General features: G+C 35.8%; 24 protein-coding genes and 2 tRNA genes. 11 read left to right on the top strand and 15 right to left on the bottom strand.

All coding sequences use genetic code 11. The features are described 5' to 3' along the window. Positions 1–129: 129 nt before the first annotated feature. The 3 genes from EKM60_RS03680 to EKM60_RS03670 form a co-directional block, all read right to left on the bottom strand. On the bottom strand, positions 130–2514 hold the full coding sequence (locus EKM60_RS03680; RefSeq protein ID WP_164508308.1) for a BspA family leucine-rich repeat surface protein: 2385 nt from the start codon (positions 2512–2514) through the stop codon (positions 130–132). Between the two features lie 194 nt (positions 2515–2708). Continuing rightward, positions 2709–4583, bottom strand: coding sequence for an ABC transporter ATP-binding protein (locus EKM60_RS03675; protein ID WP_125712561.1), 1875 nt, complete (start codon positions 4581–4583; stop codon positions 2709–2711). Beyond that, on the bottom strand, positions 4583–6304 hold the full coding sequence (locus EKM60_RS03670) for an ABC transporter ATP-binding protein (RefSeq protein WP_125712559.1): 1722 nt from the start codon (positions 6302–6304) through the stop codon (positions 4583–4585). The genes EKM60_RS03675 and EKM60_RS03670 overlap by 1 nt, the downstream gene beginning before the upstream one ends. 89 nt (positions 6305–6393) lie before the next feature. On the opposite strand from EKM60_RS03670, the gene EKM60_RS03665 reads away from it, so the two are divergent. Both EKM60_RS03665 and EKM60_RS03660 read left to right on the top strand, forming a co-directional pair. After that, a complete protein-coding gene (locus EKM60_RS03665) occupies positions 6394–7077 on the top strand; it encodes a CPBP family intramembrane glutamic endopeptidase (protein WP_225426990.1) in 684 nt (227 codons plus the stop codon). Further along, on the top strand, positions 7077–7283 hold the full coding sequence (locus EKM60_RS03660; RefSeq protein WP_125712557.1) for a hypothetical protein: 207 nt from the start codon (positions 7077–7079) through the stop codon (positions 7281–7283). The genes EKM60_RS03665 and EKM60_RS03660 overlap by 1 nt, the downstream gene beginning before the upstream one ends. Positions 7284–7304: 21 nt before the next feature. On the opposite strand, the gene EKM60_RS03655 is transcribed toward EKM60_RS03660, so the two are convergent. Beyond that, the gene (locus EKM60_RS03655; RefSeq protein WP_125712555.1) at positions 7305–7685 is read right to left on the bottom strand and encodes a VOC family protein; all 381 of its coding nucleotides are present in this window, start codon (positions 7683–7685) and stop codon (positions 7305–7307) included. 347 nt (positions 7686–8032) lie between these two features. Between EKM60_RS03655 and EKM60_RS03650 the strand changes: the two genes are divergently transcribed. Beyond that, on the top strand, positions 8033–8641 hold the full coding sequence (locus EKM60_RS03650; protein WP_125712552.1) for a hypothetical protein: 609 nt from the start codon (positions 8033–8035) through the stop codon (positions 8639–8641). Positions 8642–8812: 171 nt separating this feature from the next. On the opposite strand, the gene EKM60_RS03645 is transcribed toward EKM60_RS03650, so the two are convergent. Continuing rightward, positions 8813–8885, bottom strand: a tRNA-Glu gene (locus EKM60_RS03645). Between the two features lie 173 nt (positions 8886–9058). On the opposite strand from EKM60_RS03645, the gene EKM60_RS03640 reads away from it, so the two are divergent. Beyond that, on the top strand, positions 9059–9868 hold the full coding sequence (locus EKM60_RS03640; protein WP_225426989.1) for a DUF5067 domain-containing protein: 810 nt from the start codon (positions 9059–9061) through the stop codon (positions 9866–9868). 20 nt (positions 9869–9888) lie between these two features. Then, positions 9889–10503: an Ltp family lipoprotein gene (locus EKM60_RS03635; protein ID WP_125712550.1), complete on the top strand. Its 615-nt coding sequence runs from the start codon at positions 9889–9891 to the stop codon at positions 10501–10503. A 30-nt stretch (positions 10504–10533) separates the two neighbouring features. Here the strand turns inward: EKM60_RS03635 and EKM60_RS11280 are convergent, their stop codons facing one another. The 3 genes from EKM60_RS11280 to EKM60_RS03625 all read right to left on the bottom strand — a co-directional run bounded on the left by EKM60_RS11280 (position 10534) and on the right by EKM60_RS03625 (position 12714). After that, complete coding sequence (locus EKM60_RS11280; RefSeq protein WP_263853080.1) at positions 10534–10662, bottom strand: hypothetical protein; 129 nt, start codon at positions 10660–10662, stop codon at positions 10534–10536. Between the two features lie 85 nt (positions 10663–10747). After that, the gene (locus EKM60_RS03630; protein ID WP_125712548.1) at positions 10748–11572 is read right to left on the bottom strand and encodes an aldo/keto reductase; all 825 of its coding nucleotides are present in this window, start codon (positions 11570–11572) and stop codon (positions 10748–10750) included. A gap of 62 nt (positions 11573–11634) precedes the next feature. Next, positions 11635–12714: a serine hydrolase domain-containing protein gene (locus EKM60_RS03625; protein WP_125712546.1), complete on the bottom strand. Its 1080-nt coding sequence runs from the start codon at positions 12712–12714 to the stop codon at positions 11635–11637. Between the two features lie 167 nt (positions 12715–12881). On the opposite strand from EKM60_RS03625, the gene EKM60_RS03620 reads away from it, so the two are divergent. From EKM60_RS03620 to glyA, 4 genes are all read left to right on the top strand, one after another. After that, positions 12882–13430 (top strand): LemA family protein, encoded by a 549-nt coding sequence (locus EKM60_RS03620; protein WP_125712544.1) that lies wholly within the window; start codon positions 12882–12884, stop codon positions 13428–13430. Positions 13431–13442: 12 nt separating this feature from the next. Further along, complete coding sequence (htpX, locus tag EKM60_RS03615; protein ID WP_125712542.1) at positions 13443–14357, top strand: zinc metalloprotease HtpX; 915 nt, start codon at positions 13443–13445, stop codon at positions 14355–14357. A gap of 97 nt (positions 14358–14454) precedes the next feature. Then, positions 14455–15273, top strand: coding sequence for a DNA/RNA non-specific endonuclease (locus EKM60_RS03610; protein WP_225426988.1), 819 nt, complete (start codon positions 14455–14457; stop codon positions 15271–15273). 12 nt (positions 15274–15285) lie between these two features. Continuing rightward, a complete protein-coding gene (gene glyA / locus EKM60_RS03605) occupies positions 15286–16515 on the top strand; it encodes a serine hydroxymethyltransferase (protein WP_125712538.1) in 1230 nt (409 codons plus the stop codon). Between the two features lie 474 nt (positions 16516–16989). Here the strand turns inward: glyA and EKM60_RS03600 are convergent, their stop codons facing one another. The 3 genes from EKM60_RS03600 to EKM60_RS03590 all read right to left on the bottom strand — a co-directional run bounded on the left by EKM60_RS03600 (position 16990) and on the right by EKM60_RS03590 (position 19132). After that, positions 16990–17784, bottom strand: a complete 795-nt coding sequence (locus EKM60_RS03600) for a DUF4931 domain-containing protein (RefSeq protein WP_125712536.1) — start codon at positions 17782–17784, stop codon at positions 16990–16992. A gap of 70 nt (positions 17785–17854) precedes the next feature. Continuing rightward, on the bottom strand, positions 17855–18385 hold the full coding sequence (locus EKM60_RS03595; RefSeq protein WP_125712534.1) for a DapH/DapD/GlmU-related protein: 531 nt from the start codon (positions 18383–18385) through the stop codon (positions 17855–17857). Positions 18386–18391: 6 nt separating this feature from the next. After that, complete coding sequence (locus tag EKM60_RS03590) at positions 18392–19132, bottom strand: SDR family oxidoreductase (RefSeq protein WP_125712532.1); 741 nt, start codon at positions 19130–19132, stop codon at positions 18392–18394. A 109-nt stretch (positions 19133–19241) separates the two neighbouring features. Between EKM60_RS03590 and EKM60_RS03585 the strand changes: the two genes are divergently transcribed. Further along, on the top strand, positions 19242–20117 hold the full coding sequence (locus EKM60_RS03585) for a LysR family transcriptional regulator (protein WP_125712530.1): 876 nt from the start codon (positions 19242–19244) through the stop codon (positions 20115–20117). A gap of 46 nt (positions 20118–20163) precedes the next feature. Here the strand turns inward: EKM60_RS03585 and yjeM are convergent, their stop codons facing one another. From yjeM to EKM60_RS03570, 3 genes are read right to left on the bottom strand one after another with little or no spacing between them, the layout of a single operon-like run. Beyond that, complete coding sequence (yjeM, locus tag EKM60_RS03580; protein WP_125712528.1) at positions 20164–21669, bottom strand: glutamate/gamma-aminobutyrate family transporter YjeM; 1506 nt, start codon at positions 21667–21669, stop codon at positions 20164–20166. A gap of 37 nt (positions 21670–21706) precedes the next feature. Next, complete coding sequence (locus tag EKM60_RS03575; RefSeq protein WP_125712526.1) at positions 21707–23137, bottom strand: C69 family dipeptidase; 1431 nt, start codon at positions 23135–23137, stop codon at positions 21707–21709. 9 nt (positions 23138–23146) lie between these two features. Next, on the bottom strand, positions 23147–23473 hold the full coding sequence (locus EKM60_RS03570; protein ID WP_125712524.1) for a heavy metal-binding domain-containing protein: 327 nt from the start codon (positions 23471–23473) through the stop codon (positions 23147–23149). A gap of 125 nt (positions 23474–23598) precedes the next feature. Between EKM60_RS03570 and EKM60_RS03565 the strand changes: the two genes are divergently transcribed. Further along, a tRNA-Gln gene (locus tag EKM60_RS03565) sits at positions 23599–23670 on the top strand. Positions 23671–24123: 453 nt separating this feature from the next. On the opposite strand, the gene EKM60_RS03560 is transcribed toward EKM60_RS03565, so the two are convergent. Continuing rightward, positions 24124–24242 (bottom strand): IS3 family transposase (locus tag EKM60_RS03560; protein WP_164508307.1); only part of this gene is annotated, 119 nt, incomplete at its 5' end.

Genomic DNA, 24242 nt, shown 5'->3' with positions numbered 1-24242 from the left:
CGGTTATTAATGTCCTAATTGTATCGTAAAAATAACATCTAGGATAATTTAATAATCATGAATATAACAAATCAAATAGCGTTCCAAAAATCCTCTGATATAAGGGTCTTTAGAACGCTATTTTAATTTTTAGATATTGTCATTCAAACTGACATCTGATGCTTTGACCCACTCATTAGTCGATACACGATACATTTTGACATCATTGATCATAGCTACTTTATCCGTCTTCCAAGCTGTATTGGCCGATAAGATATGCTTTGATGTGACACCTGTTTCATTATAAACTGCAACGTTATTTGAATTAGTATTAACTACATTATTTACTGCTGTATAAGGAACAACGCTGTCTTCTTTAACGAATCCATTGGTTGATACACGATAATACTTATTACCATTGATCTCAGTATAACGATCAAATAACCAATCAGTACCAGCGGCTAAGAAACGACTTGATTTATTAGCATGACCATCAACTAAAGTCTTATCGCTATCTAAATAGGTCTTAACAGTACCATTATCGGCAACATATACATAAACATCATCAGCTCTGACCCATTCATTAGTAGAAACACGATAATACATCGTACCATTACTGATCAAAACTTTATCACTTTGCCAATCAGTATTTGTATCTAGAAAACGACCTTTTATAATATTTCCACTAACATCATAAAGCTGGGCGGCTGGCTCATCTGCATATGTAGCAATGGTCTGATCCTGATCAATTATTTGCGAATCATTAGTTTCCGAACCACCAGGATTTGTTCCGGTTGAACCATTATTGTCGGTATCACCAGTATTATTATTGTTATTATTTGTATTTCCAGTGTCAGTTGAACCTGAGCCACCAGTTGATGCATCTGCAGTATATTTAACTTCTTCATCTGTAGTAATAGTTTTATTTGCATTGACGATTGCGCTAACTGTATCTTTGTCAGATGTATAACCTTTGATTTGTGGAACCTTAACCGTTATAGTATCTCCAATATTTCCCTTTTGATTATCAACTATTTGAGGTCCTAAATTAGATTTGATAGTAACAGATGCAGTTACACTTGTATCAACCTTAACGCTTTCACGAACCCAAGTGTCATCTGGACCACCATTATTGGCATACAAAGCCATCAATTCCTCTGATGAGAGCTTAGAGCCACCTTGAGGGTTATCGACTGTTCCTGTACCAACATTGATCCATTTACCTGTTAAAGTGTCTGAAGTAGACAAATCGGATAAAGCCGGATCACCACTAAAGACATCACTTCCGCTTAATGTCAATTGTTTAATATTAGCGTTAGCAAACAAAATATCTGAATTAGCAGTTGGATTCATTTTCCAAGTCGATAAGTCTAATGAATCAATATTTCTATCACCAAGGAACATGCGGCCAAAAGTAGTAACTTTTGATACATCCCAACCACTTACGTTTAGTGATTTTAAACTTGAATCTGATTGAAACATACCGTTCATATAAGATACATTTGATACATTCCAGTTTGATAAATCTAGTGATGTAAGATCTGATTGTCCACTGAACATACCAGACATATCTTTAACATTCGAAACATCTAAATCAGACAGATCTAGTGACTTAAAGTGACCTCCACCGGCAAACTGGTCCCCAAAGAACATGTGGTTCATACTTACAACATTCTTTGTGTCCCATTTTGAAAAATCAACGTCTTTAAGCGAAGATAAAGAAGATAAAGTTGAAAACATATAGTCCATATAACGAACATTAGATGTATTGAAATTATCAGCATTAACGATTGAAGTAACTTTTGTTAATCCTGCAAATAAATAACTTGAATCAGCATTACCATTTACTTCATCATCAAATACTATTGAAGTTATTTGATTTGAATATGCTGCCCATGGACTGGCATAAACTGATGTTGCAAAATCACCTGCACCGATATGCAAAACATTATCTGAATTGATATACCAATTAGAAGTACCAAAGCTACCTTCCGCAATATTAGGAGCAGCTACTTCTGCACTTGCTGCCACTGGGGCTGCCGCAGGTCCTTCATTAGTTGTATCACTGCCTGTACCAGTTGTTGGATCTTCAGAATCTGTATTTCCAGGTGTTGCTCCTTCTGTTCCATTATTATTACCTTCAGTACCAGTACTTGTATCACCTGTACTAGAAGCTGGAGTATTTTCAGTGCCACCAGAAGCTAAATTAGATGAAACACCTATTCCAGACTCAGTATTTCCAGAACCATTATTTTCAGAACCTTCATTCGTAGTTCCCTCACCTGTGCTCTTTGAACCATCGTCATTTGAGTCAGATACTTGTTCTTTTGTTGAATCGTCTACCGTGCCCTCTGCTCCAGTAGTACCATTCGCTTTTGTACCAGTATCTGTTCCTGACTGATCACTTGTACCAGTCAAAGTTGTTGAAACTACTGGAGCATCAGCAGCGTGAACTGTCGTTGCTCCACCAATGAAAATCGCTCCAGCAAAAAATAAACTGCTAACGACGACCCATTGTGTTCCAGATTTTTTCAATCTTTTTTTAACAATGCTGTTCGGATTACTTTTTAACTGGTTGAACCTCATTTTTAAACACCCTCGATTTATAATATCAATATATGCATATTGTAAATCTAACAACGTTGTTAAAATTTTCATAATTCGTATGTAAATTTTATAAAATTCGGAATACAAAAAATCTACCTGCTAATAGCAGATAGATTTTTTATTTACATAGCAACATTACCAGCAAATTGTGAATTATATAAGTCAGCATAGAAACCATTCTTAGCCATTAATTCATCATGATTACCAGTTTCAATAATTGAACCATCATTCATAACAATGATCTTATCGGCATTTTGAATTGTTGACAATCTGTGAGCTACTACGAAACTTGTACGGTTCTTCAATAGTCGTTCCATAGCATGCTGAATATGGATCTCAGTTCTTGTATCAACTGAAGATGTAGCTTCATCAAGGATCAAGATCTCTGGATCAGCGACAAACGCACGGGCAATCGTGATCAATTGGCGCTGTCCTTGAGAAATGTTTGAAGCCTCTTCGTTTAGGACTGTATCGTAACCGTTTGGCAACTGACGTACAAAGTTATCAACATGGGCTGCTTTAGCAGCGGCAATGATATCTTCCTTAGTTGCGTCTTCACGACTATATTTCAAATTATCATAAATGGTTCCTGTAAAGAGCCAAGTATCTTGAAGTACCATCGCATAGTGGCTTCTGACTTCTTCACGAGTCATATTACGAATATCTTTACCATCAAGCTTGATTGATCCGCCTTTAACTTCATAGAAACGTTCCAACAAGTTGATAATAGTTGTCTTACCGGCACCAGTTGGTCCAACGATAGCAACCATTTCACCAGGTTTAACTTGTAAGTTATAATCCTCAAGTAAAATTGGCTTATCATCATAGCCGAATTTAACATGATCCAAAGTTACTTTGTCATCAGTTTGAACGTCAGGTACATCAACTTTTTTGTTTTCCATATCTGGTTCATCAATAATTTCAAAGATACGTTCTGCTGAGGCAACAGTTGCTTGAATTGTATTAGTTAAATTGGCCAGTTGAGCGATTGGTTGTGAAAATTGGTTCATATATTGTAAGAAAGCTTGAATATCACCAATTGGCAATTTACCATTGGCAACTTGGATACCACCATACATGGCAACGAAAACATAACCTAAGTTATTTAAAAATGTCATCATTGGCATAACTAAACCAGAAATAAATTGTGCTTTCCAAGATGCCTTATATAGTTTTTCGTTCTCTTTCTCAAATACATCAATTGATTCTTGTTCATGAGTAAAACTCTTAACAACAACATGTCCGGAATAATTCTCTTCAACTTGATTATTCAAGAGTCCCAATGACTTTTGTTGACGCTTAAAGAATTTCTGTGACTGTGGTGCAATTAATCCAACCACGATCAAGCTGACTGGAATAGTCGCTAAAGCAATCAATGTAAGCTTCCAACTGATCGTAAACATCATCCACAAGACACCAATAAAGGTCACGGTACTTGTTACCAGTTGAGTAACACTTTGTTGCAATGTACCAGCGATATTATCCATATCATTGATAGCACGCGACATAATATCACCGTTTGAATGTGAATCATAATAGTTGATTGGCAAACGTTCCATCTTAGATTTAAGATCACGTCTTAATTTGAAAACAGTTCGTTGAGAAATACGTGTCATAACGAATTGTTGCAAGAAACTAAATAACGCTGAAGCTAAGTACATCAACAATACGATCAAAATAATATGCTCGATCTTTGTAAAGTTGATTGGGAACTTGCTAACTTGAATACCAGCCTTTTGTTGAGCCACACCAGTCATGAAACCTTTGTAGATCTCAGTTGTAGCTTCACCCAAAATCTTTGGCGTTCTAATTTGAAAAATTGCTGAAACGATTGCAAGAACCATAACAGTAATAAGTCCAATTGTATAAGAAGACATATATTTAGCCAGTCTTCCAGTTGTCTTCCAAAAATTCTTTGGTTTTACTTTGATTGCTGGACCATGATTACCTGGACCATGTCCACCGGATGGGGTTGTTTTGGATTGTTCTTTAGCCATTACTTACCCTCCCTTAATTGAGAATCAATAATTTCTTGATATGTTTCATTGTTTTCTTTTAGTTCTTCATGTGTTCCTAAACCGACCATCTTACCGTCGTCAAGGACAACAATTTGATCAGCATCAGCAACAGTTGAAATTCTTTGACCAACAATAACGACAACACTTTGATTGATACGTTTATCATTCTTCAGGGCCGTTCTTAGATTCAAATCAGTCTTGAAATCAAGAGCTGAGAACGAATCATCAAAGATATAAACAGAAGCATCTTTAACCAAAGCACGAGCAATAGCCAAACGCTGACGTTGACCACCAGAGAAGTTCTCTCCACCTTGTTCAACTTTAGCATCAAGCTGTCCATCTAATTCCTTAACAAAATCAGCCGCCTGTGCAATCTCCAAAGCGTTCCAAATTTCATCATCCGTCGCGTCTTCTTTACCATAGGTCATATTATCGCGAATATTACCTTTGAAAAGAATTGCCTTTTGAGGAACCATCGAAACGTGTTGATTAATGTCCTCATTGCTCAAGGCTTTGACATCAGTTCCATTAAGACTTACGACACCCGTTTCAGCATCAAAAAATCTTGGGATCATATTGATCAAGGTACTCTTACCGGAACCAGTACCACCGATAATAGCCAAAGTTTGACCAGATTCGATCGAGAAGTTCAAATTAGACAGAGCTAAGTTTTCAGCTCCATGATATCTGAAATTAACATCGCTGAAACTTAATGCAGGATCATCTTTTATCTTAATAGGCTTGTCGATCGTATCGATTTGACTTTCAGCAGCAAATACTTCTTGAATACGAGCAGCTGAAGCTGAAGCACGAGGTACGAACACAAAGACCAATGAAAGGATCATAAAGCTCATTAGAATCTGCATTGCATATGTCATGAAGGCAATTAAATTACCAACTTGCATAGATTGGTCAGCAATATATTGTGCACCCAACCAAGTAATACCAATATTTGTTCCACTCATAACCAAAGTTACGATTGGAAACATCAAAGCTACAATAGTAAATACTTTAACAGCATTGTTAGTGTAGTCAGCATTAGCATCCTCAAAACGATCTTGTTCAAACTTATCCTGTCTGAAAGCTCTAATAACACGAACACCAGTCAATCCCTCACGGAAAATAAGATTCAAACGATCAGTCTTTTTCTGCATAGCTTTAAATAATGGCACAGCAAAATACATGACTAATCCAACCAAAACGATTAGAACAGGTATTGAGATCAAGAATATTTTTGTCATAGCCGCATTTTTTTGATAAGCCATGAAACTAGCACCAATTAACATGATTGGTGCCATGATCATCATTCTCAACATCATGATCATAACGTTTTGAATCTGAATAACATCATTTGTTGTTCTAGTTGTTAATGATGAAGTGTCGAATTTGTCGAATTCATCATTAGTAAAGTATAATATCTTTCTAAACAGGTCTGATCTTAACTTTCTACCCAATCCTTGCGATGCCTGAGAAGCCATAAGAACATTTCCCAAAGCAGCAATGATTGCAATGAAAGAAACAACCACCATCCTCAAACCTGCATGCATGATATAGTTAGTATCACCAGTAGAAATACCGTTATTAACAATATCAGATGTAATATTTGGCAGGTACAATGTCGCAATAACTTGGATTGTCATAAATAACAGCGCACCAAGAACTTGCCAGAGATTAATTCTCCCTCGAGCAATTTTAAGCATATATTCACTCCCTTTAAAAAACTCATTATAGTATTAAAGCACTTATTCGCAAAAAATTCTAATTTTTATTAAAAAAGGTGGAACTTCTATTGAAAACGAATAGCAATAAAAACAACTTCAACCCCTTGATAGGTTTCTTCCACGTCATGGCTTTTCTGGGATTATTCTTACTTGAACAAATACCATTAGGACTACTAACGCTGACAAAAAAAGATCTCGGTCATAATTATGCTTCATATTTAAAAATAGTGCCAATTATAACTATTATACTGCTAGTTGTTGTCGCTTTCATTATTTGGAGCGTATTTAAAAAGGCACAACCATTCAAAGCTGTGCCTTTCAAGAAATCAACCTGGATCATAGTTGGATTTGCGACATTACTAACCTTTGCCATCAATGCTGTAACTGTTCCTTTGATGAATAAAACCAATTCCAACGTTGATGCATTACAATTAGTCGCACAGAATAATATTGTTATTCTTGTTCTTTTTACTATTGTAGTAGCACCAGTTTTAGAAGAAATCCTCTTTAGAGGTATCTTCATGAATTGGTTCTTCCCAAATACTCCGATAGTTTCTGTCTTACTCAGTGGATTGTTCTTTGGTTATGCACATGCACCATTCAGCACCAATGTTGATTGGATCTACTTCTTATCAAAAGTACTCTTAGGTGTTGTTTTAGCCGCTGTTTACGCCAGAACTAAGAATATTAAAGCTGATATCACAGTTCATTTCCTCAATAATTTTCTAGCTATTATAGTAGGCGTAATGTAATGAAGAATAAAGAAAAAAAAGAGTTGAACCAAGCCTTTCAAAGCATTCTAAGACAGTTCGCTATGTTCAGTGTAATGTCGATCCTTTTATTAGCAACTTCTAAAATTACCAATTGGATAATCATGGAGTTTGCTGGATTTGCCGGAGTAGCATACTCCGCTGTTCTGTTTTTCATACTGATCTACATCGCAATCATCAAACATTAAAGTCTTCTTAATGAAGGCTTTTTATTTTGCCTCGTACACCATCCATTGGTAATTATCACTGTCTTTTAATAGCATGTAGAGCATACCCTCATAAGGTTCTTTAGTAATTGGAATAGTTAACTCAAATCCAGCTTGAACGGCAGCATCTTTAGTCTTCTCAATGTCATCAACAATGATATTGACCCAGAGAGATTCCGGAGTGGTTATAGGAGTTTTGAACCCAACTGCATCATTCTTGCTCAAGAAATGAATGTTCATCCCTTCCATATTTACCAAAATGGTATCATCTTTTGCTGCTGTGCTTTGAACCTCAATTATTTGAATGTCGAAAACCTTTTGAAACTGTTCTACCGTTTCTCTCGCATTTGAAACCACAATGTCTAATTCAATTCCCTTTTTCATTAGATAGCTCCTCCAAATTTAGTGGTGACTTAAAGATAATAGATTTTGGTGGAGATTGGTAGTGATAACACTGGGAGATTTAAAATGTTTAAAAATGGTTCTCAATAATTAAGTTCAATGTTTGCTTATTTAAACATCAAATTTCTAAAATTTTTTCGGACGAATATTATCAATTATTAACCATAATTTTCCCATCCTTCTAAAATTGCAATTCTGATATACTTAATTACGAGTAATTTGAGAAGATAACAAGATTTATCAATTAAATAAATATTATTATAGAAAAACTAACATTTGTCCAAACACTGATGACTAGAAAAGCTGACTATATATTTGGGGGATCATATATGTTATTTTTATTCTCTTTAGCCATAACTATTATTTCTGGAGTTATCGTTATGATGTGGTTTAATGCAAGAAAACAAGAGAGGAATAGTTTCATAGGAAATAAAGTAGCTGGAATTTCTTTATTAATTTGTATCATTTCATTTATATTGCTAATGACTTCTACATTTAGTCCAGGTGAAAACACTTCAAGTAAAGATAATGTCAAAGTTGAAAATAAAAAAAAGAAAAAGTCACCAGATAAAGATCAATTAAATTTAACAAGATCGGATGTAAAAAAATATAATCAAAGCTTAATTGATGGATTGAATGAAGATAAATCATACGCAAGTTCTGGTGATGATCGATATGATTATGCTAATTACATCGATACTCTTAGCTATGACAGTAATCGAGGTTTAAGGATCAGTATTACACCTGATTTTGTTAATTTAAACGAAAATGAAAAAAATACAATTGCAGGAAACGCAGTAGGTGCTGCTGAGGCACAATTAATAATCATAGGTAAAAATAAAGATGGGACCGATAAAATCCATTCAAACGTTTATCAAGGTGATACAAAACTAGGTAGTGCAAAATTTTCAAATAATCGAGAGTTTAATTGGAAATAATCTAAGCAACTTAAATGAGTCTATACTTAGGCTTATTTATTTTTTCGAAATTGAATAGAATTTGTGGGACAAAAGTTTATTTTGAGTTAATTTTTGGAAAACAAAAATGCCGTAAACACAAGGTTTACAGCACTTTTGTCAAATTAAGATTTATCAGAACTTGGTACAAAATCACCCGTATGGGAATCGAACCCATAACTCCACCTTGAGAGGGTGGCGTCTTAAACCATTTGACCAACGGGCAATCAAACAACAAATAACATTTTAACTTGAAATAAGTATCTATGTCAATATTGTTTGAACAATTATTTTTTTATTCGAAGATTTTTACTAAACGCTTTCAACTAAACAATAAGTCTTATACTATATAGGAAAGATACAGTTTCAATTTGGGATTAATTCACGGGGGTGAAATTATTGAACGATAACCAGAATATGACTCGGGGAGAATTTCACAGTAGGCACAATAAGAAAAAGCGAAAACGTGGTCCTATCCTGCCACCTAAGGGATCTAAATCGTTTCTCAGAAAATGGTGGTTCTGGACCCTAATTGGCTTAATAGTAATTGGTCTATCTGGTACAGGGATAAATGCTGCCGCAAAAGCTAGGAATCAAGCTGATACCACAGAAAAAACTCACAAGGTCTCCAAAAAGAAACCTGAAAAGAAGACCGCTAAGCCTAAAAAGAAAGTAACTCCTAAGAAAAAGTCTGCTAAACCTGAAACTGCTAAAGATGAAACTCAGAATAATCAAAATAACGATCAAGCCACAAATTCAGATGCAAATAATAATTCTGATCAAAATACTGATTCACAATATTACTTTAAAGATAACAAAGCTGTGATCCATGATCTTGATATTGAGATAACTCAAACTAAGGTCATCCAACCTGGAGACACTGGTAATGAGCATGGTGACAAGCCTATTTTTGCAATTTGGTATAAAACGACTAATAAAACTGACAAGGATATCAACCCTACTACTGCTTGGGTGGCTGTTTTCAAAGCTACACAAAAGAGCGACAACGGTGAAGAAAAGGATCTCGAAGTAGCCGCACAACCGGACAGTAAATTTGTCGATACGCAATTAAACACTATCAATCAGGGAGATACTGTTGAAAGTGCTGTTGCTTACGCATTGGATGACACATCAAAGCCAGTAACTTTAATAGCTACTAAGGGTGTTAATGGTGATACCATTGGATCACAAGAATATCCAATTAAATAAACATGAAATCAGGGAATGTTATGAATAGGAGCAAAAAACACAAACATAAATCGCAAGCAATTTATAAAGATTGGATCTTTTGGTTAATCATAGTTTTATTTTTAATAATCGGATTTTCTGTTAGTGCTAATGGTCAGACATCTACAAATAAAGTTGCTAAAGATACTACTTCAAAAGTAACAAAAAAATCTAAGCCAAAAGTAAAAACTGAAGACGAAGATGATTCAGAGGACGTTTCATCTTACGATAATACCAAAGATGACGAGAACGCTTCGTCAACTGAAACTGATCCACCGCAAGAACCTGAGAAAGCAGCTGAACCCGAAGTCCCTGCTGATTACCAATCAGCACTCAATAAAGCTAACGAATATTCAGAAATGATGCATATGTCTAAAAATGGCATCTACGATCAACTAACCTCTGTGGATGGAGAACAATTCTCTGCTCCTGCCGCACAATACGCCATGGATAATATTCAAGCAGACTGGAATAACAATGCCCTTCAAATGGCAAAACAATATCAAGAAACAATGTCCATGTCTCCAGAAGAGATCCGTGATCAGCTATCATCGACCGACGGTGAAAAATTCACACCTGAAGAGGCTGACTATGCAATTCAACATTTAAACGACTAAAAAAGCTCACGAAAATTCGTGAGCTTTTATTTATTTCTTATTTAAAATTTTTCTAACAGCTTCTTCAATTGATTTACCGTGTGCAGAAATGTTTTTGTTCTTTTTATCAACAACGGTAAACAAATGATGCTTTTTATCCATAGTTACACAATATCTCATATGTCTACCTCCTTTAATTTAGTACCAAAGTTTATAGGCATAGCTCTCAAATGTCAATAAAAAAAGACGCCACAGTAGGCATCTTCTAAAATTCTTCATATTCTGCAGGATCTTGGTCATGAACTCGACCGTCTGCTTTAGTTAATAAGTTGATTTGACTCATATCAGCATCAGAAATTTTGAAATCAAAAATGTCAAGATTCTCTTTTTGACGTGAAGTCTTAGATGATTTAGGAATTGGAATTGTCTTTAATTGATATTCCCATCTTAAAATAATTTGTCCGACTGACTTATTATATTTAGCGGCCAATTCATTTAAGGTTGGATCAGACATGACTGAACTTCCACGTCCTAACGGACTCCAGTCCATAGTGATAATGCCATTGTCAGCATCATATTTGCGCATTTTAGCTTCATTAAAGAATGGATGTAACTCAATTTGATTGATAGCTGGCAAAATTCCAGTATCATTTTGAAGTTTCTCTAAGTATTCTGGTAAGAAATTGCAAACACCGATCGACTTAACTAAACCAAATTTTCGTGCATCGATCAAAGCTCTCCATGCTTCTGGATACATCCCCTTTTTAGGATTTGGCCAATGTAATAAATACAAGTCAAAGTAATCTAAATGTGCTCGATAAAGTGACTCTTGAAGTGCAGTAATTGCATCATCATATTGATAATAACGTCCGGGCAATTTTGAGGTTACAAATAAGTCAGATCTCTTAACTGAACTTTCAGCAATTGCTTGTCCAACTGTACCTTCATTTTCATAATTATAAGCTGTATCAAGCATTCTATAACCGTTATTAATGGCAGAAACGATACTTTGTACTCCTGAATGACCTTTTAGTTTATAAGTACCAAAACCAATTTCAGGAATTTCTCTTCCATCATTTAATTTATACATAGCAACTCCTCCTTACTTATAAACTACACCAAATAGTTTTATTAAAAAAGAAATTGCTGATATTAATCATTGACCATATTAAAGATTTCTTTAGCAACTGGTTTTAAATCATCACTGATACGAGAATAATTACTCAATACGATAACGGCATTCTGTCCATCACTGGATAAATGAACTACGCCTTGAAATCCATAACCCCAGCCATCAGAGTAATGATCATTGTATTTATTGTAAAAGCCACCTCCATAATCACTAACGCTGGCTGGAACAAACAACTCGGCACGTGAGGCTTTGGTTAGCATATCACCTGCTAAAATATAATTTTCTACCTTATATAGGTCGTGTGCACTCATAAACATCTGACCAGTTCCCAGTTCATCGAATGTTTCAAATCTCGTGATATTAAACGGATGACTATACGATGATGCTCCAGAAATTGGATCAAGATTCGTATATCCCGTGGCCTTATTTGCTGATTTTAGACGATGTGAATAGGCAAATTCGGTATGCTTCAAGTCTAATTTTTTAATATAGGATTCATAAAACAAATGACGATAACTCTGACCGGTCACTTTTTCCAAAATCCCACTTAGCAAATTAAAGTTGATCGGTGAATAGTACCAATTGTTATACAGTGCGTGACTAAACTTGATCCGTTTAATATCGCTACTAATAATGGCTTGATCAGATAGAACTTTTTGAGGACCAACATCTCCCGGCAAGATCAAACCAGACTTCATATCAAGCATCTGTCGAATAGTTATCTTACTGCTTCCAGGCACCGACGGATAAAACTTGCTAAGTTTATCATCCAATGACAATTTGCCAAGTTCAATTTGTTTCATCAGTAATGCAGCAGTCATTGATTTTTGAATCGAATCAACTTCATAACTCGTATTAAAATGATTCTTATGTTTTTCTTGACGATCAGAATAACCCTGACTTGTTGAATAAAGAACATGACCGTCTCGGACTACCAAAACTGTCCCTGAAAAATTCTTCTGGTCTAAAAGGTGATCTACCTGCTTTTCAAACGAATCAGTATTGACGACATCTGCCTTAACTGTGTCTGCTTTAACATTAGTTGTGCTAAAAAAACTTCCAAATAATATCGTTAAAAGAGCTAAAATTGTTTTTTTCATAACCTTTCCCTCTTTAAAAAGCAATCAATATATTTATAAAGTCTATTATAATTACTATTTTTTCAAAGTAATAGTTATACGCTCTTTTCAGTAAAGATTCCTACTAGTAACCGTTCTATAACGAATATGTTAAAATGTAAGATAATCTATATAAGAAGGAGAAACCTATGACTACAATAATAATTGTTGTTATCGTGGCTGTACTCGTGATTGCCTATGCTGGACTATACAATGGTTTAGTTAAGTTCCGTAATCGTGCTCGTGAGTTCAGTTCACAGATCGATGTTCAATTGAAACGTCGTACCGATTTGATCCCTAACTTGGTTGAAACTGTTAAGGGATATGCTACCCATGAAAAGGAAACTCTTTCAAAAGTAGTTGAGTTAAGAAACAACGTTACAAATGCTGACTCACTTCAAGATAAAGTTGATGCTGATACTGCTCTGACCGGTGCTTTAAGACAAGTCTTTGCCCTAGCTGAAAACTATCCTGATCTAAAAGCTAACCAAGAATTTTCTAAATTAATGGAAGAACTTTCTAATACTGAAAATAAAGTTGCTTATGCCCGTCAAGCATACAACAGTCAAGTTCAGTCATATGACACTGCTATCCAAACATTCCCAAGAAATATCATAGCTAAGATTCATGGATTTAAGGAAATGGACTTCTTACAAATTCCTGAAGTGGAAAAAGAAGCTCCAAAAGTTAAGTTTTAATAGGAGCACATTATGATATACCAGCAAATTGATCGTAATAAGCGTAAAACATATTTGATTTTTACCATTTTCTTCATAATATTAGCTGGTTTAGGTAGTTTTATTGGTGAATACTTTTTAGATAATCTCTGGAGCGGTGTAATAACCGCTCTTGTTATTGCATTGATCTATACACTGATCACTTATTTTCAATCAACAAGTATTGTGATGCAAATGAATGGTGCTAAAAAGCTCAAGTCTGAGGCAGATGCACCTGACCTGTGGCATATTGTTGAGGATCTTTCAATGGTAGCTGATATTCCTCTACCTGATATTTATATCATCAATGATAAAAGTCCCAATGCTTTTGCAACTGGTCGTGATCCTAAACATGCTGCCGTTGCAGTAACATCTGGACTTTATGAAATGATGGATCGTGAGGAACTAGAAGGTGTTTTAGCCCATGAAATATCTCACGTAAAAAATTACGACATTCGAGTGTCGACAATCTCACTAGCCCTCTCATCCGCAATTATCTTTATCTGTTACCTAGTGGGTAATGCTTATCGTTGGGTATTACCGTTTGGCGGCGACGATGATCGAGATAATTCCAATTGGGTGGCTATCAGATTAGCACTCTGGGTCGTGGGATTGATCTTCATGATTCTTGGACCTTTTATCGCCAGCTTAGTTCAAATGGCAATTTCGCGAAATCGTGAATACTTGGCCGACGTTTCTGGTGCAGAATTGACTCGTAATCCACAAGGATTGATCAACGCACTAGAAAAATTGAAAGCCAGTACTGAACCGATGAAAAAAGTCGATGATGCAAGCGCTGCTTTATATATTGATGACCCTATGAAGAAAAAGAAACACTTCTCAGGATTATTCGATACTCACCCTCCACTGGATGATAGAATTGCCGAACTCAAAAAAACATTTATGTAAGAGGATCTGCGTGGCCAGATCCTCTTTTATTTTCCAATGTAACCCGCCATATATGATAAAATGACTATTGAAGATTTTAGTCTTTGAGTTGAGGGGATTGAATTATATGTATTCAGTATTATTGATTTTATTAGGGGTAATTGTTTTATTCACGACTTTTATGACAAAGCCTAAAAAAAAGATCCATAGAAGTTTAGTTTCAGCCAGTTTAGTTTTGATTTTAGCTGGTGGTTCAGGAGTTTATGAGACTTATCAGAATAATGCTCCCAAAGCTGGAGATAATCCGCGACAAGAAGAAAAAACAACTGATTCATCATCAACAGATCTGGCTAATTTGAATTATCAAAGTGATCAAGAAATAACAGTCAATAACAATAAACCGACCTTTTCAAAATCAGATTTGAGTATTCAAAATGGTGCTTGGCAAAGTTTTGCCGACTTGGACAAACTAAATCGTGCTGTTCAAGCTGATGCTCTTTTGAATAAGAGTTTAATGCCGACTTCCAAACGTGAACCATTATATGTAAATCCAACTGGATGGCATAACAAAAAAATTGCTAGTGGTTGGCTTTATAATCGTTCCCATTTGATTGGCTATCAATTATCTGGTCAAAATAACAATCCCAAAAATCTGATGACAGGAACTAGATCTTTGAACGCTCCTGAAATGTTAAAGCATGAAGACGATATTGCTTACTATATCAAGCAAAATCCGAATAACTTTGTCAGATATCGAGTACAACCAATTTATCGTGGTGATGAATTAGTTGCTCGTGGAGTTCAAATGATGGCTGAATCGCTTGATAGTCAGGGTAATAGTGATGGTCAAGTTTCGTTCAATGTCTATATTTTTAATGTTGAAAATGGTGTTACTATCGATTATTCTACTGGTACTAGTACCGTTAATAATAATTAAGGAGATGGTTAAATGAATTACAGTACAGGTGATAAAGAAATTTTTGATTTAATCAATAAGGAAGAGGCTCGACAAGATAGGAATATCGAATTGATTGCCTCAGAAAACATTGTTTCTGACAATGTTCGTAAGGCCCAAGGTTCAGTTTTAACTAATAAATATGCTGAAGGTTATCCCGGCCACCGTTATTATGGTGGTTGTGAATATATCGACCAAATTGAGTCACTCGCTATTGACCGTGCCAAAAAACTTTTTAATGCCGAATATGTTAATGTTCAACCACATTCTGGATCACAGGCTAACGCTGCTGCTTACCAAGCTGTATTAAAACCTGGTGATACTGTTTTAGGAATGGATCTAAACGCTGGTGGTCACTTAACACACGGATCTCGTGTTAATTTCTCTGGTAAGATGTACAATTTCCATTCATATGGCGTTAATGACGAAGGATTCATTGATTATGACGACGTACAAAAAATCGCCACAGAAGTTCAACCAAAATTGATCGTAGCCGGTGCTTCTGCATACAGTCGTGTGATCGATTTCAAGAAATTCCGCAAAATTGCCGACTCAGTTAATGCCTTACTTATGGTTGATATGGCCCACATTGCTGGTTTAGTTGCCGTTGGACTACACCCCACTCCAATTGGTGTAGCTGATATCGTTACTACGACTACTCACAAGACACTCCGTGGACCTCGTGGTGGTATGATTTTTGCTAAACCAGAACTTGGTAAGAAGATTAATTCTGCCATCTTCCCTGGTACACAAGGCGGACCTTTGGAACATGTCATTGCTGCTAAAGCTGTTGCCTTTGGTGAAGACTTACAACCTGAATTTAAAGATTACATTGCTCAAGTTATCAAGAATGCTGCAGCCATGGCCGAAGTTATTAACGATTCAGAACACTTGTCAGTTTTGACAGGCGGTACTGATAACCATCTTCTAAATGTCGTTTTAACTGACACAGATTTGAATGGTATGGAAGTTCAAGACCTACTTGATTCGATCCACATCACAGCTAATAAAGAAGCAATTCCAAACGATCCATTACCTCCAAAATTAACATCAGGTTTAAGATTAGGTACACCAGCAATCACATCACGTGGTTTTGATGAAGACGATTGTCGTGAAGTTGCTCATATTATTATTGAAGCAATCGAAAATCACGATAATGCTGATAAACTTAAAGAGCTGGATGATCGTACAAAAGTTTTAACAACTAAACATCCTGTTAAATAGTGGTTTACTTAGCCGACTTCGGTTATGAGTGATTCCACCTGTTGTCGGATCGGTCCCAGCCTCGGTCTGGGGCCTCGATTTTGAGCTTTGTTATCGCAAATCTCAGAATCGTCCGTGGAGTAAAGTCGCCGTCCTAACTCCACTGTGATAACTGGTTCCATCACTCATAACCTCCGTCTAAATAATATATAAAAATCCCCCCTAATCAATGTTAGATGAACAACATAATCTGACCTCGACTAAAGGGGATTTTTTATTTAAAAAAGACTATATCCAAATATTTACTAGGATATAGCCTTTTTAGATCAATTTCAAAAACCGGAGGAAACTAATGAGTTTTGCTAGCAGTGACAATGGCGTTGAACGGTGGTTTTCCGTTCTTACGGCATGAACGATATAGAGATTTGCGTAGCAAAGCTCTATATCGAGTTCCAAGACCGAGGCTTGGAACGGTTCCACTGCAAGCAAAATTCATTAGTTTCCGGAGTTAACCCCCAAGTTAAAACCAGCATTAAAATCAATAATTTCTTTCTCAATTTTTTGGATCTGTTCAAGATTATCAACCTGCGGCATCTTATACCCCATAACAATTGGTGAAGTACTTGTCCTAGGAATCATTTTACAAATGATCTCGTTATTAACGTGATAGAAGAACAGATTATAACTATCAAACTTACCATTAAAGAATTTATGCAAAATATAATTTGTTAGCATTCTGACTGAATCAGACATGCTTTTAGCATCAGATATATCTTTGATACGTACATTGAATTCCAAGAAACTCAAGATAGGTTCAGTGGAAATATTCAATTCAGCATTACCAATTTTTAAATAATCATGTCCAACAAAATTATTACCATGAATATGTGCATAAGCGTCTACATTATCTAATCCGATGATCTGCATGTGTGGATGTAACAGACTTCCACCAGAATGTGGACCATAGTTCTTATACATAACTACTGATTTGTATTTGGGGTCTTTGATCATTTCATCAAAACATCTCAAAGCAAATTCCATGATCTCCTCACCATTTTTGGAACTGTAATTTGACCAATCACCATTGTGATCAGATGATTCGATCAAAACTGTCTGCATACTATCGGCCAAAACACGAAATTTATTCATCAGCCAAATACGATCGTCCTCATGTTTAAAAATATTCGTCAATGATTTCACATCACAAAATGGACAGTAATTATCCTCATGAACTATATTCTCAGGCTTACCCTTCGCATTGCTGACGATAAATTCAATTTGCTCTTGCATTCCAAAAACCTCCCGTTAGATACAATTAAAAATTATAAGCTAACAAATATATTTTTGAAAACAAATTCTCTTATATCTTTTTAATAACTCGAGCGGGATTACCCACAGCAACTGAATTATCAGGAACATCTTCGGTAACGACTGAACCGGCGCCTACTACCGAATTTTTACCAACTGTAATACCCGGCAAGACAATTGCTCCAGCTCCAATCCAAGCATTTTCTTTTATTAACACTGGATCTCCAATAACATTATGCCGTCTATGTGGATCTAAAGGATGATTTACTGATAATAATTTCACATCAGGACCAATCAAAACACCATCCTCCAGAGTAATTCCGCCTAGATCGACAAACATACAATTACGATTAACATAAATATTTTTTCCTAATTTAATATGTGGTCCGTAATCAGAACTGAATGGTAAATTTATTTCATTGCTAGAATCGATCTCATATCCAACGACCTCTGACAAAATTTTCAAAACTGCTTCATTGTCGTGGTATCCAAAGTTTAATTTGGAAATCAATTTATTGGTATGTTCAACAACTTTATCTATATTCTCAAAATCAGTTGTCGATTGCTTATATTCAACAGTCATAAAATTCTATATTTCCTGAGCAGTAGGACGAATAAGCACTTCACTGACAGAAGTATGATCGGCACTGTCTAGCGCATAAATAACACCGTCAGCGATATCTTCTGCTCGCAAGGCCATGTTAGGTTGTTTCCAAGATTCGATCAAATCTTCTTGAGCTTTCTCATCACTAATACTCTTATATAATTCCGTATCAACAGCTCCTGGTGAAATAATCGTCGACTTGATACCCTTAGAACCTTCCTCTTGACGCAATCCTTCCATGATGGCACGAACAGCAAATTTTGTTCCGCAATATACAGCTGATCCAGGGTAAACAACGTGTCCTGCAACTGATGATGTTGCTAAAATGTGTCCACTACCCTGCTTTTCCATAGTTGGTAAAACAGCTTCAATACCATTGAGAACGCCCATAATATTAATGTTGACCATTCTCTGCCATTCGTCATGGTGATATTCATTCAACGAGGCTGTAGGCATAACACCAGCATTGTTATAAATAGCGTCGATCTTGCCAAATTTATCCAAAGCCAATTGAGCTAATGATTTCATATCTTCTAAATTTGACACGTCAGTCTTTTGATAAATTACACTACCTTCTTCAAATTGATCAGCTAATGATTTTAATCTTTCTTCACGACGTGCGCCAATAACAACTTTGGCTCCATTTTCAACTAACTTTTTAGTTGTTGCGGCTCCGATACCGCTTGATGCACCGGTAATAATTACTACTTTATCTTTTAATGACATAAATTTATTCCTCCGTTTTCTTTTCAAAAACTAGTATAAAACGTTAAAATGTACATAACAAATACCAATAAACTATACTTATATATAATAAAAGGTTATGGAGGATATCATGGAGTTACGATTGATCAATTATTTTATTGCCGTCGCTAATGAAGGCAATATTTCCAATGCTGCCAAAGTTTTGCATATTTCGCAGCCTGCTCTATCCAAACAAATGTCAGACTTAGAAAAAGAACTCGATACGCAACTATTCATCAGAACAAATCGTAAAATTCAACTAACTGATTCTGGAAAATATTTCTTAGAACATTCACGTGAAATAATCTCCTTAGTAGATAAAACGGTCAAAAATATGAAACCCGGCGACATTCAAGGTGATATCTATATCGGTAGCGGTGAAACACAGGCTTTCAAAATGATTGCACAAACTATGGGAAACTTACTTAAGAAGCATCCTAAAATAAAATTTCACTTATTCAGCGCCAACGCCGATGATATCTATTCAAAGATGTCGAATGGATTATTAGATTTTTCAATTTTGATCGAACCATTTGAAACGAAAGAATACGACTATTTGAAGCTTCCCTTCATTGATCAGTGGGGCGTTTTAATGAGCCGAGATTCACCATTAGCTAACAGGAAATTTCTAACTCCAGAAGATTTGACAGACAAACCTTTGATGATCTCCAATCAAACCTCAGTCAAAAACATTTTCAATACTTGGTTCGGTCAGCCTATCGAAAATTTAAATATTTTCTGTACATATAATTTAATAACCAATCCTTCAAAAATGGTTGCCCAAGGATTCGGTTATGCCTTCTCACTTGAGAACCTGATAACACCATCTCCAGAAAACAATTTAGATTTTGTCCCCTTAAAACCTGATCTATTAGCTAATTTAGATTTGGTCTGGAATAAAAATTCTCACTTCTCTAAAGCTGCAGAAGCATTTTTGCAACAATTCCGTGAAGATTGGCAAATTTAGGGCAACAAAAAAAACGATACTCGCATATAAGCGAATATCGTTTTTTTTAGGCAGCGTGTTTCTTTTTATAAGAATATCTACCATAAAGAATCAATGCAATAATACCAAATAATACTGGTCCAATAATAGTCCAGAATGCATCCATATAAGCATGTTCCAGAATTGGTTCGATCAATGTAAAGATAATGGCAAATGTGAGTACAAATAGTACTCCAACTGTCGTGATCCACATCCAAGTCTTATTTTTATAGAAAGAATAAGGCTTTTCGATCTTATCATTCAGATTAAAGAATGGATATGCTCCAACTAAAAATAAATATGGTACTGTGGCTGAAACATTGGCCATCAATGTCAAAACATTATATAGTGCTTTGGCATTTTTACCACCAAAGTCAACTAGGATGATCACAACTGCTACAAAGATTGCTTGAATCCACATAGCATTTGCAGGCATACCATTTTTGTTAACTTTAGTCATACGTTCTGGCCATAAATCCTTTGGTGTTCCTAAAATAAATGATTTAATTGGTGAATAAATCAAAACGAAGAATGAGCCCAAGTACAAGATAAACATATCTAATCCTGTAAAACGAGCCATCCATTCACCAACAGTAATGGCAGCAGTACTGCTAAGTCCGATATGTTGTCCGAAAGTATATCCTAAGTTACTCATCATAACATAGGTAATATTACCAAGGTTAACACCGTCCTTACCAAGGATTGCATGCCAGTTCGTGCTGACACCCCATAAAAGGATCGTCAATGAATAAAGTACGGCAATTACTACAGCAGAAATCAAAACACCACGTGGAAAATCACGTTTAGGATTTTTCATACTGTCGGTAACACCACCCATTGATTCCATACCACCATAAGCAAAGATAGCATAGACAACGAATGAAACCATACCAACTGGTGAAGCAAACGCTGGATTTGCTGAGTGAATAAAGGTTTCAAACCCATGTATTGGTTCAGCTGTGTGGAATCCAGAAAGAAAGATCATACTAATACTTAAAACTAAGAACAAGACATTTAAGACGATCATCATTGTTCCACCAAAAGATGAAATTTTTGAGATCTTATCAACACCCTGTGTTGCAGTAAAAGTAATCAAAAGGATCCAAAATACTGCCAAAATACCAATAACTTGGTTTGAATTTAAACCTAATACATGCCAAGTTTGAGTAACATCATGTCCCGCAAAGAATGTGGATAATGGAATCCAGACCTTTGATGATGTAGAAACGAGCCAAACTTCCCAAGAAGCAAGCCAAATGAACGTTCCAGTAAAGGCAAAGCGAGGTCCGACTGCTCCTTCGATCCAAGAATAAATTCCACCTTGTGCTTCATTAAAGGCAGAACCATATTCGGCCATCATAAATCCTACAGGTAGGAAGAAGAATACAGCCGCAAAAACGTACCAAATAATACTTGCCAAGCCCATTTGTTCATAGGCCACTGTGGTATTAGCAAATCCATATACCGACGTGAAGATCATCATTATTAACGCAAATAATGTAATAGTCTTCTTTGTCGAACTACTATCATTCATAGTAAAACAATCCCCTTATTAAGTTTTCAATGTGCAATTATAAGTTGCTATCGTGCTTGAAGTTGAGGGGCGAAAAATCAGTCGAGTCCGTAATTAATTGGGCGATCAATTCCTTGTAACCATCTAAAGCTGTTTTAGACAATTGGAATGATGCGTCGGTCAAAAATTGTGGTAATTCTTCAGCATCCTTGCTCAAAGCTTGCATATCAAAATCGCGCAACATTTTACGCAATGTGATATTGATATCTTTTTGTTTCTCTTGATACATTTTGCCGAACTCAGAATAGTGAGCATCTAACAAAACACCGGCTAATTTATAGGTCCAGTAAGCTGACTTACTATCATATGGCAATTCGCCAATTTTGTATTCTGCTGGTGTGTCAGTCATCCCTAAGTAGAATGGTACATAGACACTCTGTGAAGATACTCCCATAGCTAACCAGTGCACGCAGGCAACGTCGAGGTCCATATCAGGTCTAATCTGTAAGACATGTGATTCTTGTGTCTTAGCAAGACTGACAGGGCGATATTTCTTACCATTAATCCCCTTCTTCAAAGGATCAAACTCAGTTTTTTGATAATGTGAAGATAAATAATCTTGTGCATCATCAACACTAAGCAATCTATCGGCCTGCTTTACGAAAGACAAGTCTTCACTCTCTGGGCTCTCCTCAGACCTTCCAGAAAGAAATTGTTGTCCCCACCAAACACGTGGTGTGTTGTAAACTTCATCTGATTCGTCATGTGTACCAAAAATTTCTCTAAAATTAAATCCTTTAACAGCTGGATTTAAATTATTGTCATTAACAAATTCAATTATATCTTCTCGATAAAGAAAGTCATTTAGGTTATTAAAATCAACCTCTTGAATAGCCAACTGATTGGCTACGACCGCATAGCTGTCATCAGGAATACGTTGTGCGACCCAATAATGACCAGAACCATTTTCAAAATACCAAACTTCATCTTTATCAGAAAAAATAATTCCATTCGTTTCACAGGTACCATATTTTTCAATTATTTCGCCAAGACGTAAAACACCTTCTCTGGCAGTCTTGATATATGGTAAGACAACCGTGATCATTGCTTCTTCGCCAATTCCATCTTCTAGTAACGGATCGGCACCTAATACTTGTTGATTCGAATAAGCACTTTCTGTCGCACTCATTGCTACACCATACTCATTGAAGCCATCTTCTTCAAATAAACCTTCTTTAAAAGTCCATTCGGGAGTAGAAGTATACTTGTAGCGAGTTTTTGGCAGATCCATTTGGAAGCCATTAGCTTTAGAAATGAACTTTTGAGTCTCGGGAAACTCAGTGTGTTCATGAACAACAAAATGCTTAGGCCATGATGCTTGTGAGTCTTCATTACGACCCACGATCGTTGAACCGTCAATTGTTGCTTTCTTTCCTATTAAGATACTTGTACATGCTGACAAAGTATTTTTGTTATATTCTAAAGACATAATTTCACCTTACTTAAATTTTACGGCGGTACCATAAGCGGCTACCGTTTCCATATCTTGACTAATTGAATCAGAATCAAATCTCATCACTACAACAGCATCTGCACCCATTTTGACAGCATTATCACGCATACGTTCAATTGCAATGTCACGGGCTTCAGATAAAAGTTCTGTATAAGCTTTAATCTCACCACCGACCAAGTTTTTTAGACCAGCACCAATATTTTTTACAACATTTTTAGACTGAGTCGTGATACCAAAAACTTCACCGATAATTTCGTATTCAACACCAGGGATATGCTCCGTCGTGCTTACTAAAATCTCACTTTTATCCATTTGTTCACCTCGCAAATTATTTATTGATCACTCCTGATATATAAGATAACACACTAGTAATAAATAAGTTGCGGATATTTTGAACTTGACATAAAGATAATTCTTTTATAAAATTTTACTGTTAATGGGCAATCGCCAAACGGTAAGGCCACGGACTCTGAATCCGTAATTTGTAGGTTCGAACCCTACTTGCCCAATCGATACACTTCAATACAACTCAATGAGGCTCAAATAGCTGATTTAAAAGCATTCTTGATTTTTATAGATTCAACTAAATTCAATGAAGTTCAAACAAAGATAGTCAAAATAAAAATAAACTGTCTGTGGGAAACGTTGCAATGCGTGGGTTTAAAGAGCCCACGCTTTTTATACAGAAAAAAATAAGCCTCCAACTCAATTAAGAGTTAGAGGCTTTAATTTTATTTATTTCCGCCACCAATCGTATAGTAAGCATCAATGTACTGATCAATAGAAACTTGAAAATGTAACCTTACGTTAATCATCTTCATTGATTTATCTGGTGACTTCCATTGGCTCAAATCTTTAAACGTTGATTTAGTTCCTTCCCACTTATATCCAAACTCCACACAACAAAAAGCCCTCAATCACACACATGATTGTGATCTGAACCCTTAAGTTTGGACAAATAGTTATGCTGCTTTTTGAACGGAAAGTTCTCGGTATTTTACCGGAGACTTTCCGTTTAATTTTGTTTTAATACGTCTATTGTTATAGAAGTCGATCCATTCAGTCATTGACTGAATGAGAT

This window comes from Companilactobacillus kedongensis (genome assembly GCF_003946625.1).
Taxonomy (GTDB): Bacteria; Bacillota; Bacilli; order Lactobacillales; family Lactobacillaceae; genus Companilactobacillus; species Companilactobacillus kedongensis.
This window is presented reverse-complemented; position numbering and strand designations above follow the sequence as displayed.

Coding starts and splice junctions, on each gene's coding strand:
- EKM60_RS03575 (WP_125712526.1), bottom strand. CDS start 23,137: ATGTCTTTAGAATATAACAAAAATACTTTGTCAGCATGTACAAGTATC.
- EKM60_RS03590 (WP_125712532.1), bottom strand. CDS start 19,132: ATGTCATTAAAAGATAAAGTAGTAATTATTACCGGTGCATCAAGCGGT.
- EKM60_RS03650 (WP_125712552.1), top strand. CDS start 8,033: ATGTTATTTTTATTCTCTTTAGCCATAACTATTATTTCTGGAGTTATC.
- EKM60_RS03635 (WP_125712550.1), top strand. CDS start 9,889: ATGAATAGGAGCAAAAAACACAAACATAAATCGCAAGCAATTTATAAA.
- EKM60_RS03600 (WP_125712536.1), bottom strand. CDS start 17,784: ATGCAAGAGCAAATTGAATTTATCGTCAGCAATGCGAAGGGTAAGCCT.
- EKM60_RS03675 (WP_125712561.1), bottom strand. CDS start 4,583: ATGGCTAAAGAACAATCCAAAACAACCCCATCCGGTGGACATGGTCCA.
- EKM60_RS03670 (WP_125712559.1), bottom strand. CDS start 6,304: ATGCTTAAAATTGCTCGAGGGAGAATTAATCTCTGGCAAGTTCTTGGT.
- EKM60_RS11280 (WP_263853080.1), bottom strand. CDS start 10,662: ATGAGATATTGTGTAACTATGGATAAAAAGCATCATTTGTTTACCGTT.
- yjeM (WP_125712528.1), bottom strand. CDS start 21,669: ATGAATGATAGTAGTTCGACAAAGAAGACTATTACATTATTTGCGTTA.
- glyA (WP_125712538.1), top strand. CDS start 15,286: ATGAATTACAGTACAGGTGATAAAGAAATTTTTGATTTAATCAATAAG.
- EKM60_RS03625 (WP_125712546.1), bottom strand. CDS start 12,714: ATGAAAAAAACAATTTTAGCTCTTTTAACGATATTATTTGGAAGTTTT.
- EKM60_RS03570 (WP_125712524.1), bottom strand. CDS start 23,473: ATGGATAAAAGTGAGATTTTAGTAAGCACGACGGAGCATATCCCTGGT.
- EKM60_RS03660 (WP_125712557.1), top strand. CDS start 7,077: ATGAAGAATAAAGAAAAAAAAGAGTTGAACCAAGCCTTTCAAAGCATT.
- EKM60_RS03655 (WP_125712555.1), bottom strand. CDS start 7,685: ATGAAAAAGGGAATTGAATTAGACATTGTGGTTTCAAATGCGAGAGAA.
- EKM60_RS03630 (WP_125712548.1), bottom strand. CDS start 11,572: ATGTATAAATTAAATGATGGAAGAGAAATTCCTGAAATTGGTTTTGGT.
- EKM60_RS03620 (WP_125712544.1), top strand. CDS start 12,882: ATGACTACAATAATAATTGTTGTTATCGTGGCTGTACTCGTGATTGCC.
- EKM60_RS03585 (WP_125712530.1), top strand. CDS start 19,242: ATGGAGTTACGATTGATCAATTATTTTATTGCCGTCGCTAATGAAGGC.
- htpX (WP_125712542.1), top strand. CDS start 13,443: ATGATATACCAGCAAATTGATCGTAATAAGCGTAAAACATATTTGATT.
- EKM60_RS03595 (WP_125712534.1), bottom strand. CDS start 18,385: ATGACTGTTGAATATAAGCAATCGACAACTGATTTTGAGAATATAGAT.